10 protein-coding genes and 1 pseudogene are annotated in these 12,152 nt (G+C 52.7%); 4 read left to right on the top strand and 7 right to left on the bottom strand.

The window, feature by feature from the left end; all coding sequences use genetic code 11:
* Positions 1-52: 52 nt before the first annotated feature.
* The 3 genes from sanA to NL510_RS08370 all read left to right on the top strand — a co-directional run bounded on the left by sanA (position 53) and on the right by NL510_RS08370 (position 2,697).
* Entirely contained in the window at positions 53-781 is a 729-nt protein-coding gene (gene sanA / locus NL510_RS08380) for an outer membrane permeability protein SanA (protein WP_253383606.1), read from the top strand.
* Between the two features lie 120 nt (positions 782-901).
* The gene (locus tag NL510_RS08375) at positions 902-2,251 is read left to right on the top strand and encodes a type II toxin-antitoxin system HipA family toxin (RefSeq protein WP_253383604.1); all 1,350 of its coding nucleotides are present in this window, start codon (positions 902-904) and stop codon (positions 2,249-2,251) included.
* On the top strand, positions 2,248-2,697 hold the full coding sequence (locus NL510_RS08370; RefSeq protein ID WP_253383602.1) for a helix-turn-helix transcriptional regulator: 450 nt from the start codon (positions 2,248-2,250) through the stop codon (positions 2,695-2,697). The genes NL510_RS08375 and NL510_RS08370 overlap by 4 nt, the downstream gene beginning before the upstream one ends.
* A 36-nt stretch (positions 2,698-2,733) precedes the next feature.
* Here NL510_RS08370 and mglC read toward each other — a convergent pair whose 3' ends face one another.
* The 7 genes and pseudogenes from mglC to NL510_RS08335 all read right to left on the bottom strand — a co-directional run bounded on the left by mglC (position 2,734) and on the right by NL510_RS08335 (position 10,930).
* Positions 2,734-3,744, bottom strand: coding sequence for a galactose/methyl galactoside ABC transporter permease MglC (gene mglC / locus NL510_RS08365; protein WP_253383600.1), 1,011 nt, complete (start codon positions 3,742-3,744; stop codon positions 2,734-2,736).
* 15 nt (positions 3,745-3,759) lie between these two features.
* Complete coding sequence (gene mglA / locus NL510_RS08360; protein ID WP_253383598.1) at positions 3,760-5,280, bottom strand: galactose/methyl galactoside ABC transporter ATP-binding protein MglA; 1,521 nt, start codon at positions 5,278-5,280, stop codon at positions 3,760-3,762.
* Between the two features lie 79 nt (positions 5,281-5,359).
* Positions 5,360-6,358, bottom strand: a complete 999-nt coding sequence (mglB, locus tag NL510_RS08355) for a galactose/glucose ABC transporter substrate-binding protein MglB (RefSeq protein ID WP_253383596.1) — start codon at positions 6,356-6,358, stop codon at positions 5,360-5,362.
* A 297-nt stretch (positions 6,359-6,655) separates the two neighbouring features.
* Positions 6,656-7,678, bottom strand: coding sequence for an HTH-type transcriptional regulator GalS (gene galS / locus NL510_RS08350; protein WP_253383594.1), 1,023 nt, complete (start codon positions 7,676-7,678; stop codon positions 6,656-6,658).
* 155 nt (positions 7,679-7,833) lie between these two features.
* A complete protein-coding gene (gene yeiB / locus NL510_RS08345) occupies positions 7,834-8,991 on the bottom strand; it encodes a DUF418 domain-containing protein YeiB (protein WP_253383592.1) in 1,158 nt (385 codons plus the stop codon).
* Positions 8,992-9,008: 17 nt separating this feature from the next.
* A pseudogene (folE, locus tag NL510_RS08340) lies at positions 9,009-9,678 on the bottom strand (GTP cyclohydrolase I FolE).
* Between the two features lie 118 nt (positions 9,679-9,796).
* Positions 9,797-10,930: a YbfB/YjiJ family MFS transporter gene (locus tag NL510_RS08335; protein ID WP_253383590.1), complete on the bottom strand. Its 1,134-nt coding sequence runs from the start codon at positions 10,928-10,930 to the stop codon at positions 9,797-9,799.
* A gap of 148 nt (positions 10,931-11,078) precedes the next feature.
* Here NL510_RS08335 and fghA point away from each other — a divergent pair, with 148 nt between their 5' ends.
* Positions 11,079-11,915 carry an S-formylglutathione hydrolase gene (gene fghA, locus NL510_RS08330; RefSeq protein ID WP_253383588.1) on the top strand — a complete coding sequence of 279 codons (837 nt, stop codon included), beginning with the start codon at positions 11,079-11,081 and terminating at the stop codon, positions 11,913-11,915.
* The last annotated feature ends 237 nt before the right edge of the window (positions 11,916-12,152 follow it).

Here is a 12,152-nt window from a genome sequence, read left to right as displayed (position 1 = left end):
CAGGCGGGTAAAGTAGCCTGAGTGAAAATTCCTATACCAGCGAGCCACCTGCATGTTAAAGCGCGTGTTTTACAGCCTGTCTGTCCTGATCGGCATACTGCTGTTGATCGTGCTGGGTCTCGATCGCTGGATGAGCTGGAAAACAGCCCCTTATATCTTTGACGATCTGCAGGATCTGCCCTACCGTCAGGTTGGCGTCGTACTCGGCACGGCAAAGTACTACCGCACCGGAGTTATCAACCAGTATTATCGTTACCGCATTCAGGGCGCATTGAACGCTTACAACAGCGGTAAGGTCAATTACCTGCTGCTCAGCGGCGACAACGCCCTGCAAAGTTATAATGAACCGGTAACCATGCGTAAGGATTTGATCGCTGCGGGCGTCGATCCGGCCGATATCGTGCTCGACTATGCAGGCTTCCGCACCCTCGATTCCATCGTGCGTACCCGCAAGGTGTTCGATACCAACGATTTTATTATCATCACCCAGCGTTTCCACTGCGAGCGCGCGCTGTTTATCGCCCTGCACATGGGCATTCAGGCACAGTGCTACGCCGTGCCGTCGCCAAAAGATATGCTGAGCGTGCGCATACGTGAGTTCGGTGCCCGCTTCGGCGCGCTGGCAGACCTGTATCTCTTCAAACGTGAACCGCGTTTCTTAGGCCCGCTGGTTCCCATCCCAACGTTGCATGAAGTACCGCAAGATGCGCAGGGCTACCCGGCGGTAACGCCAGAACAACTGCTGGAAATACAGAAGAAATCCAAGCTTGCTACAAACTAATGCATGGTATATCACGCATTAACTCGACTAATGCCGATTAATGCGTGGTATAAGTAACATTACTTGCTTGTATAGCGTTTAATGCGTAATATTTCACTCATTCGCTATTAAGGAGGTAAGATGGAATCCTTGACCGTACAGGCCTGGCTGGACGACGCGTGGACAGACATAGCGCTTATCACCTTCCCCGAGAGCGTAAACGGCAACTGGCACATCACGAAAGTTGATTACCTCATTGAGTATGCTCTCGAATTTCTCGACTGCGATGATTATCACGCCGTATCTGTTAACCATCCCGTCTCCCTCTATTTTGACGACTTCGGTCAGCCCGGCTGGCTGAGATTTATTGATGACATAATGCCGAGCGGAGCGAGCCGCCGCTACTGGATAAACGCGCTTGATATCAGTGAATTGCCGCCAGGACCTCAAAATTATGTTTTGCTGAAATTCGGCACAATGTCGCCGGTGGGTAATTTGCGCATCAAAGAGTCGGTGCCTGAATGGAACGAATCCGCCAGCGCCAAAAAGTTCACCGTAAAGGATGTCATCAATCGTGCTGCTGACTTCCTGGATTATGCTCAGGAAAGAGGAGCCGCTGCCGGTGGCGCGACTGGCGCGGGTGGAGAAGCGCCTAAGCTGTTGCTGCGCTGCAGTAATGAAGAGGCTATCTGGATCGATACCTGGCAAGACGATCCGGCCTGCCAGGATCATTATTATCTGGTGAAGTATCCGCGCGGTAGCAGGACAGAAGTTGACTGTAATATTCTCAGAGCAGAATACCACTATTACCATGAGCTGACGGCGATGGGATTTTCTACCATCTCAACGGACACGATGCGTCTTGAGGAGGGGAATAGCTACCCTTCTCTGTGGCTGCCGCGGTTCGATATCAGAAGAAATGCGCAGGGTCAGCTTATAAGACTGGGTATGGAATCAGTGTATTCACTGTTACAAAAGGCACCCGGTACCCTTCTTGACCAGGAAACAACTCTGCGAGCATTGATCGAAAAAATCACGGCCAGTGATATGGTCCAGCAGAAGGGTTATCACTTTGATATCCCTGCTTTTGTAACAGAGTGGGTGCGCCGGGATTTGTTGAATATTATCTTCGGCAACAGCGATAACCATGGGCGAAACACCGCCTTTATCAAAGGCGATAATCAGATAATGCTCTCCCCTATTTATGACTTTGCGCCGATGAAAGCCGATCCGGAAGGTATACCCCGGACCACAAAGTGGTCAGTAGATTGTGAATCTGGCGGGGATTACAACTTCATTAATATTGCTCAGGCGCTGGCGGAGTGGGTTCCCCCTGCCCGCTTGCTCGATGCTCTTCGAAAGACCGCAGCCGGGCTTGTTGATGTTCCGGAAAGACTCTCTGCGCGCGGCGTTCCCGCTCAAATACTGGAGATGCCCGCCATTGGGTTTAAGTATGTTCCGGATAAACTTGCTCGCTGGGGGCTATTATGAAAACACCCGAGAAAAAAACGACAGAACTTCAGCGTACTGTGGAACGGCTACGTCGTATGGGCGATCGGCAAAATCATGCCACGAATCATCTTGCGGTTAAGAGGGACAATGCGTTTCCCCAGATCAAGCGACAGCGTGTTTCACCCGGTCTGAACCGGGTCGGCACGCTGGAACGCCAGTCTGTACTGCATGCTGCAATCCGCGACATTTTATTGGGCAACATCACTCAGGGAGCGGCGCTAAAAAAGCTCAGAGTCGGCGTGCTGGGACTGAAGCAGGACGAATATGCAAAGTTAGTGAATGTGTCGCGCAAAACATTGTCGGATGTGGAAAACGACAAAGGTAATTATTCGACTGATGTTATTAATAAAATCTTCAAACCCTTCGGGCTTCAGACCGGTCTGGTCCCCCTATCAAAAACGCTGCTCGTGTCGTTGCTGGCATAAAAAACCCGCATTTCTGCGGGTTCAGCATTGAGAGGCTTATTTCTTACGCGCGTATTTCAGTGAATCCAGCGCCACCGCGAAGATGATGATGGCGCCTTTGATGATGTACTGCCAGTACGGGTTGACGCCGATGTAGGTCAGGCCGTAGTTGATCACGGTAAAGATGATCACACCGGTCACCACGCCGACCACAGTACCGACACCGCCGCTGAAGGAGACGCCGCCGACCACGCAGGCCGCAATCGCATCCAGTTCGTACATAAAGCCAAGATTGTTGGTTGCCGAACCGATACGACCGGCTTCCAGCATCCCACCGAAGGCGTAAAACACGCCTGACAAGGCATAAATCATCAGCAGGTTCAGGCCGACGTTTACGCCAGAGACTTTCGCCGCTTCCGGGTTACCGCCGATGGCAAAGATGTTTTTACCGAAGCGTGTTTTGTTCCACAGCACCCAGACGAAGCCCACGGCAATCAGCGCATAGAAGGTGATATACGACAGGCGGAAACTGCCCAGCGCGATAAACCCTTGCGTGAAGGTCGAGAAGCCGCTGTCAAAGCCGGAGATGGGGGAGGCTCCCACAAAGTCGTAGTACAGGGAGTTGATACCATACACGATGATCATCGTGCCTAAGGTGGTGATAAAAGGCGTCACGTTCAGGTAAGCAATGATAATGCCGTTAATCAAACCAATCACCGCGCCAATGGCACACACAATCAGGATCACCACGAAAATAGGCATGGTCGCCATTTCCGGGAACACCTTGTTGGCGTTTTCCATCGACTGCAGCAGGGTGGCTGCGATAACCGCCGCCAGCCCCACCTGACGACCGGCCGAAAGGTCGGTCCCCTGAGTGACGATAAGACCCGCCACGCCCAGGGCGATGATAATACGCACGGAGGACTGGGTCAGAATGTTACTCAAGTTGAGCAGACTTAAGAACGTAGGATCCTGGAAAATGATGATCGCCAGTAATACCAAAAGAACAACGTAAATACCGCCTTCTTTCAGATAAGTGAGAAAACTTTTTTTATTTAACGCACTCATGTGGAGCCCCTGATCTTAAAGGTGCAAAGACGCAAGACGCAAAATTTCGTTTTGCGTAGTGGTTTTAGTGTCAACAATACCGGCAACGAGACCATTGCTCATAACCAGAATACGATCCGTGATCCCTAACAATTCCGGCATTTCGGAAGAGATAATAATGATCCCTTTATTCTTTTTAGCCAGCTCAGCAATCAGCTGATAAATCTCAAATTTGGCACCCACATCGATACCGCGGGTAGGTTCATCGAGCATCAGAATTTCAGGCTGAGTTAATAGCCAGCGGCCGATAATGACCTTTTGCTGATTCCCCCCGGAGAGCGAACCAATTTGCGTCCGGTGACCCGGCGTTTTAACGCGCATGGAGTCAATAACCCACTGGGTATCACTCTTCATGCGCGAGTTATCCAGCAGGCCAATTTTGCTTTTATAGTTACGAATATTCGAAATTAACGCGTTAAAGTTAATATCCAGATAGGCGTAAATACCCGTTGAGCGGCGTTCTTCCGTTACCAGCGCAAACCCATTATTAATGGCTTCATTGGCGCTATGGTTATTAATTTTCTTGCCGTGCAGCGTGATAGTGCCGCCCGATTTTTCACGAATACCAAACAGGGTTTCCACGATATCGGTACGCTTAGCCCCTACCAGCCCCGCAATGCCCAGAATTTCGCCTTTGTGCAGGTCGAACGAGACGTCGCGAATAGACGGCTGACGCAGTGACGTCAGGTTGCGCACTTCGAGTATCACTTCACCCGGCTTATTTTCACGGTCCGGGAAGCGCTGGTTCAGCGAACGGCCGACCATCATGGCGATGATCTTGTCCATGTCCAGCCCTTCCAGCGGCTGAGTGGCAATCCACTGGCCGTCGCGCAGGATGGTAATTTCATCGCACAGCTGGAAGATCTCTTCCATTTTATGCGAGATATAAACTATGCCGCAGCCGCGCGCTTTCAGTTTGCGAATAATTGTAAAAAGGTGGTTGACCTCTTTTTCCGTTAATGACGAAGTGGGTTCATCCATAATGACAATTTTGGCATCGTAGGAGAACGCTTTCGCAATTTCGATCATCTGCATCTGGGAAACGGATAAAGTCCCGACGCGGGCGCGTGGGTCAATATCAATATCCAGCTCATCGAAAATCGCTTTGGTGTCGCGATACATTTTATCCTGATCGACAAAGACACCTTTGGTTGGATAACGTCCCAACCACATATTATCCATTACCGACCGTTGCAGTACCAGGTTCAACTCCTGGTGAACCATCGAAATACCATTTTCCAGCGCTTCTTTAGCGGAATGGAAATCGATCTCTTTTCCCTGAAAAAGGATACTGCCAGAATCTTTTTGATAGATCCCGAAAAGACATTTTAATAATGTTGATTTACCCGCACCGTTCTCCCCCATCAGCGCATGAATAGAGTGAGGACGCACCTTTAAATTAACATTATCGAGTGCCTTAACGCCGGGAAAAGACTTGTTGACACCGGTCATTTCCAACAAGTATTCACCGGACGACTGAGTAGTTGTGCTGACCATAATTATACCTTGTTGGCCTCGCATATCGCGTTATAAAAGGGCGCAATGAATTGCGCCCAGTGGAGACATTAAAACAGGCTTATTTACCGATAAACTCAGCCAGATTAGACTGGTCTACGCCCACGTAAGGGACGCGCACGATTTTATTTTCAATTTTCCAGTTGGTCCCATCAGCCGCACCTTTACCGTCGGCCAGGTTTTTGGCCAGGTCGAAGGTGGCTTTCGCCTGGTTGTTAGCATCGTTCAGAACGGTACCGGCCATCGCGCCAGATTTAACCAGCGCCAGCGCTTCCGGCAGGGCATCGACACCGAAGACAGGAATGGACGATTTGTTGTGTGCTTTCAGCGCTTCTACCGCCCCCATTGCCATCGCATCGTTGTTGGCGATAACCACTTCGATTTTGTTCGCATTCGGGCCAGAGAGCCATGCGTCCATCTTATCTTTCGCCTGAGCGGTGTCCCACATGGCGGTGTCTAGCGCCAACTGCTGGGTTTTCAGCCCTTTGTCGTTCAGCTCTTTAATAACGTAAGTGGTACGGGCTTCAGCATCCGGGTGGCCTGGCTCGCCTTTGAGCAGAACGAACTGGATCTGACCATCTTTGTTCAGGTCCCAGTTCGGGTTAGCCGCCCAGTGTTTCGCGATCAAATCGCCCTGAATAATACCGGACTCTTTGGAGTCAGTGCCGACGTAATACGCTTTGTCGTAGCTATCCAGCGCTTTGCGAGAAGGCTCTTTGTTGAAGAAGACGATAGGCACATTTTGCCCACGCGCTTTCTCAATCACCGTACCTGCGGCAGCCGGGTCAACCAGGTTGATGGCCAGTGATTTCACGCCTTTTGCCAGCAGAACGTCAATCTGGTCGTTTTGTTTGGACTGGTCGTTCTGGGAGTCATTCATCAGCAGTTGAACGTCTGGCGCTGATTTACCCTCTTTCTCGATAGCTTTACGTACAACGGACATGAAGTTATCGTCGTATTTATAGATAGTCACACCAATGCGGGTATCCGCCGCGTGCGCTGCTGCACCAAAAAGCATGCTTGCCATTACAGCAGACAGAGTCAACACCTTCTTATTCATGGTATCTCCGGTTTTTTTATTATGCAGGGTAGTGATTGTGAATAACGGTCGGCGGGCAGGTGTTAATAGAATGTTACTGAACGCCGAAGTTCACTGATAAAATTCCACTCTTCCGTGTTCGGTAACGCTCCAGAAATGCGTTTTATTGGCCGTTCAAGGCATGATGGCTGCAGTGAAACTGCGTTCTCACCGTTACAGAGTGTTTCAGCCCGTAAAACGCTGACATCATAGTCAGCGGTTTGTTAATATACTGTGAATTTACTCACAGATTGAAAACGGTTACATCACGCTACATAATCAGTTAGTGATCGGAACCACAGTTTGTCGAATAGATACAGAATGGCGACGGACTAAAGTCGGCATGAAACAGTGCGTTGCGTGCGGATCTAACCGCCCGGCGGCCCCCTGTAACGCCAGTTCAGTGGCCAGTTTCGCCATCGAGGCAATGGGATAACGCACCGTCGTCAACTGCGGATCAGTGTAACGGGCTATCGGAATATCATCGAAGCCAATCAGGGATAAATGCTGTGGCACCGCAATACCGTTGTCTTTTAGCGCAGTCAGCGCCCCCGCGGCCATATTATCGTTATAAGAAAAAACCGCTGAAAGCTGGAGGTTTCGCCCCAGCAGTTCGACCATAGCCGCTTCACCGCCCTGCATGTCCGGCGTGCCGGTTCCTACCCAGCTATCAAGGGGCACAACGCCGTGTTCTTTCAGCGCATTTTGCCACCCTTCCCGGCGCAGCACGTCATCTTCAATCGGGTGGTTGGAGGCCAGGAAACCAATGCGTTGATGACCATGATTGATAAGCATTCTGGTGGCCATCATCGCGCCGCTTACGTTATCCAGCCCCACGCAGCGATGGGCGTAGCCTGGCACAATGCGGTTGATCAGCACCATGCCGGGGATCTGCGCCATAAAGCCGGTCAGTTCTTCATCGCTCAGCGCTTTTGAGTGGACAATCAAGGCATTACAGCGCTGACGTATCAGCACTTCAATGGCATGACGTTCTTTTTCAGCCTCATGGTAGCTGTTACCAATTAGCACATATTTCTGATGCTGTTGGGCAACAACATCCACCGCTTTGACCAGCGCGCCAAAGAACGCATCTGAGACATCCATCACCACCACACCGATGGTGTCGCTGACCTGAGTCGCGAGCGCCTGGGCGTTGGCATTTGGCCGGTACCCCAGCCGGGTAACGGCTTTCATTACGGTTTCACGGGTTTCAGAGCTGACCAGTGCGCTGTTGTTCAGCACACGGGAGACGGTAGCAACAGAAACGCCCGCCTGACGGGCAACGTCACGAATGGTGATCATATTCACCATCCTTAATAGGATTGCAGCAACGCACAGACACCCCCTGTGTTTAGCAAGGAGGCTATTCTGGCAGCGAGCGAGAGGGGACTACGTGAAGAAGCTCACACCAATGAAAACGTTTACATCCGTTTTGTTAATGATTGTGATCCAGATCGTTATCCAGATGTATTATTCAATGATACACCCGACGCACGTGCGGTTAAGTGTCGCCAAACCCACTCCAGCGGGCCTTGACGGAAATAGCGTAGCCAGATAACGGAAAACGCCAGGTTAACAACCCACACCGGAATAACAAACGCCAGCAGCGTAAGCCGGTCGAATTTCATAAACAGGCCGAATCGATAGAAGATCGTGGTGCAGATTAAGGTCTGCAAAAGGTAATTGCTTAATGCCATACGCCCCACACAGGCAACAGCGCTGACGATCCACAGGCGGCATATCTGCGGCCAGAAGCCGTAAATCAGCGCCGCGTAGGCCAGAGTCTGGAAGGGTGCGCTGAGTTCGCGGGGCACCTGCAGCAGGAAAGCGCACCATCGATAGTTCCAGTTCAGATGCCACTGCATCACCACCGCCGGGAGATTGATAATGACACCCAGCAGCACCAGCCCCACCCCCACCCTGCGGTAGTGCTGAAGACTGAATTCTCCTTTCAGCCAGCCGGTACGCATTAGCGATGCGCCAATCAGCATCATCCCTGCCAGCTGCCAGCCATACTGCGCCCCCAGCGCCAGCAGGCTATCGCCCAGCATATCCGCGCGGTTGCTAATTGCTTCTGTGCCGCCTTTCAGCTTCCAGAAGTGCTCATACTGCAGGTTAGCCGCGTCTGGGATCCACGATCGACTGGTTGAATCACCGGCAATAAGCCCCAGCAGCAGGAGCACGCCAAGCCCCATGGCATAAAGCATTACGCCGGTATTAAACAGGCTTTTCACGCTGGGAGCATCACGGATCAGTCGCCAGCAGATCAGCCCCACCAGCCCATAAGCGAGCAAAATGTCGCCGTCCCAGAAAAACAGGCCGTGGAGTAAGCCGAGGATCGCCAGCAGCGTTAATCGAGACTGGATCCAGCGCGTGCCGCGCCTGAGCAAAAGCTGCAGGCCCGCGCCAAACAGCAGTGCGAACAGGGTCAGAAATTTAACCTGGGCGAAGAGATCGAGAATAGCCCAGCTCCAGGCATCGCGGCGGGTGATGTCGCCATACCAGGCCGGATTAAGGTAGGCGGCCTTCGGCAAACCGAAGGCGCTAATGTTCAGCAGCAGGATACCAAGAATGGCGACGCCGCGAACAAAATCGAGCGTGACGTTTCGCTCCATGGGCCTGCCCTGCCTGATTAATTGTGGTGACGCACGGCGCGCAGGAACTCCTGGCGGGTATTCTGGCTGGATTTGAACAGCCCCCCCCAGCGATGTGGTCGTCGTCGCACTGGTGGCGTCACGCACGCCGCGCGCTTTCACGCAGTAATGAACAGCATCGATAGAGACCGCCACGTTATTGGTGCCCAGCAGGGTTTGCAGCGCCGTGAGGATCTGTTGCGTCAGACGCTCCTGCACCTGCGGACGCTGCGAGAAGAACTGCACGATGCGGTTAATCTTGGACAGGCCAATCACCGTATCTTTCGGAATATAGGCCACAGTGGCTTTGCCATCGATGGTTACAAAATGGTGCTCGCAGGTGCTGGTCAATGTGATATCACGCACCGTAACCATTTCATCCACCTTCATCTTATTTTCGATGACGGTAATTTTCGGGAAGTTCGCGTAATCGAGGCCGGAGAAAATCTCATCAACGTACATTTTCGCGATGCGATGCGGCGTCTCCATCAGACTGTCATCGCTCAGATCGAGGTTCAGCAGTTGCATGATTTCAGTCATATGGCCTGAAATCAGACGCTTACGGGTTTCATTATCCAGCTCTGGAACCTGTGGACGCAGTGGCGTTTCAAGACCACGCGCAACCAGGGCTTCATGAACCAGGGCAGCTTCTTTACTGAGTGATGACATTCTTTATCTCCTGCAGGTGTGGCATCTTTTGCCCTCGTTGTGGCAAAAGTGTGCGCTCATTGTGCGTGAGGTGGCGCACATAATCCAGTATTCACGACGATTATTATTGTGATTGCCGTTACCTTTCAGCATGGCGGTTCCAGACTAACGCCCCGCCAATAAGCAGCGCGATACCCGCCAGTCCCAGCGCGGGTTCCAGCCGATGCGTGAGCCAGGTCGAGACCGCAGAGGTTACAGGACCAATCAACTGCCCAACGGCGTAACCGGTGGTAAGCAATCCGGCCATATAGCGCGTATGGTTGGGTGCCAGCTCGCGGCCGTATAAAAGAGAGAGCTGTACGGCACACAGGAACCCGCCGCCCACCAGCAGCCCGCCGATGACAAGGCCGCTAATGCCCGATAACAGCCAGGCCGCCACTACGCCCACGGCCTGGAGCCAGAGCACCATTGCCAGCCTCCGGTGAGACGTAGAGGTGTGGCGCAGCGCAATGCTTAACGCAATACCCACCACCGATGCCGCACCAAACAGCGGCCAGACAAACTGGGCGAATACGCTGCCGGGAAAACGCGCCGCCGCCATTTGCGATAAAAAGGTCGCCGGGAGGATGTAGCCAAAGCCCGCCAGGCTGTAGCTCCAGACCAGACGTTTTAAGTCTGCCGTCAGGATAAGCGGTTCCGGCGCGCTGCCCGGCCGGTGGAGTTGACCAGCACGCGGCAGGTAACGCGCCACCAGCGCAATAAGCACCATCGCCAGGACGCCATAAATTTGCCATGCCGCAGTGGCAGAAAGCGATCTCGACTGAATGTAAACGGCGAGCAGCCCGCTCAGCGCGATACCGGCGCCAGGCCCGGCAAACACGGCGGCGCTCAGACCCGGCTTGCCCAGTTGCCCCAGCCGTTCGTTGGTCCACGCGGCAATTAATACCATTGACCAGCCGCTCATGGCGCCGATCGTAAAGCGCAGCAAAGCGTGTAAGATAGCGTTCTCGGCGAAGGCTGAGAGGAGCGTCAGCGCCACGGCGCCCGAAATTCCCAGCCAGAGACGGGTTTCCACAAAACGGTGAGCACGCATCGCATCCCACGCCCCGGCCAGATAGCCCAGATAGTTCATCGCCGCCACCAGGCCCGCGCTGGTCAGCGTGAGTTGACCGGCTGTAATCATCAGCGGAACCTGCGGCGTAAAGGCAAAGCGCCCTATTCCCATCGCCACCACCAGCACGACAAATCCGCTGAGCGCAATACGCAGCGCCATGACCGCTCCAGTTGTTAAAGAAAAGTAAATTTATGATGCAACATCTAATCGCTAAGCGAAAGTGAAAGTTGCTCCCAGGTAATCACAGGTAAATGAAAACGCTGTATTATGATCCACAATGAAACGTAATTTGCATAAGGGGCCCTGCATGGAACTGCTCGAAGAGCATCACTGTTTTGAAGGTCGACAGCAGCGCTGGCGGCATGACTCCACTGTGCTGAACTGTGCCATGACGTTCAGCATTTTTCTGCCTCCGACTAAAGAGGGTGTAAAGCCCCCGGTGCTGTTCTGGCTGTCAGGATTAACCTGCAACGACGAGAACTTCACCACCAAAGCGGGCGCGCAGCGCGTGGCTGCGGAGCTGGGGGTAGCGCTGGTAATGCCTGATACCAGCCCGCGTGGTGAGAGTGTCGCGGACGATGCCGGGTACGATTTAGGGAAAGGCGCAGGGTTCTATCTCAACGCCACCGAGGAGCCCTGGGCCAGCCATTATCGTATGTATGATTACATTCGGGACGAGCTTCCCGCCCTGATTCAGGCCAGATTAGCGGTGAACGATCGCTGTGCCATTAGCGGGCACTCAATGGGTGGACACGGGGCGTTGATCATGGCACTGAAAAACCCCGGAAAATACACCAGCGTGTCCGCGTTTGCGCCGATTGTGAACCCAACGGAGGTTCCGTGGGGGCAAAAAGCGTTTGCGAATTATCTGGGGGATGATACGCACACATGGCAGGAGTGGGACAGCTGTGCGCTGATGCAGGCAAGCCGGGTGGAAGATGCAATCCCAACGCTTATCGATCAGGGCGATGCGGATCAGTTTCTGGCCGGGCAGTTACAGCCTGCGGTATTTGCAGAAGCCGCTCGCCAGAAAGGCTGGCCGCTGACCCTGCGTATTAAGCCGGGGTATGATCACAGCTATTACTTTATGGCCTCGTTTATTGAGGATCATCTCCGCTTCCACGCCCAATATTTGTTCAGTTAAGCCCGTCTCTCTCGCCCGGTAACGCTTTGCGTACCGGGTCTACAGACTCCCCTCTCCATGACTTATTTAAGGATGATTGCATCCAGACTCAATGACGCCCTCTCAAATCAAACACAAATGATTTCAATTATCATTTGTGTTTACAAATTTGCATTATTTTGTACAATTCCAGGCTCATCTCCATCATAAAGAGTTCTTAAAAGACAAATACATACAGTTCTCAGGGTTATCCCGATG

Origin of the sequence: unidentified bacterial endosymbiont, from assembly GCF_918797525.1 — a bacterium.
Taxonomy (GTDB): domain Bacteria; phylum Pseudomonadota; class Gammaproteobacteria; order Enterobacterales; family Enterobacteriaceae; genus Enterobacter.
Note: the sequence above shows the minus strand (reverse complement) of the source record. Positions and strands in the feature narration are given on the sequence as shown.

Excerpts from the sequence above, each read along its gene's own strand:
- sanA (WP_253383606.1), top strand. The coding sequence starts at position 53 with ATGTTAAAGCGCGTGTTTTACAGCCTGTCTGTCCTGATCGGCATACTG.
- NL510_RS08375 (WP_253383604.1), top strand. The coding sequence starts at position 902 with ATGGAATCCTTGACCGTACAGGCCTGGCTGGACGACGCGTGGACAGAC.
- NL510_RS08370 (WP_253383602.1), top strand. The coding sequence starts at position 2,248 with ATGAAAACACCCGAGAAAAAAACGACAGAACTTCAGCGTACTGTGGAA.
- mglC (WP_253383600.1), bottom strand. The coding sequence starts at position 3,744 with ATGAGTGCGTTAAATAAAAAAAGTTTTCTCACTTATCTGAAAGAAGGC.
- mglA (WP_253383598.1), bottom strand. The coding sequence starts at position 5,280 with ATGGTCAGCACAACTACTCAGTCGTCCGGTGAATACTTGTTGGAAATG.
- mglB (WP_253383596.1), bottom strand. The coding sequence starts at position 6,358 with ATGAATAAGAAGGTGTTGACTCTGTCTGCTGTAATGGCAAGCATGCTT.
- galS (WP_253383594.1), bottom strand. The coding sequence starts at position 7,678 with ATGATCACCATTCGTGACGTTGCCCGTCAGGCGGGCGTTTCTGTTGCT.
- yeiB (WP_253383592.1), bottom strand. The coding sequence starts at position 8,991 with ATGGAGCGAAACGTCACGCTCGATTTTGTTCGCGGCGTCGCCATTCTT.
- NL510_RS08335 (WP_253383590.1), bottom strand. The coding sequence starts at position 10,930 with ATGGCGCTGCGTATTGCGCTCAGCGGATTTGTCGTGCTGGTGGTGGCG.
- fghA (WP_253383588.1), top strand. The coding sequence starts at position 11,079 with ATGGAACTGCTCGAAGAGCATCACTGTTTTGAAGGTCGACAGCAGCGC.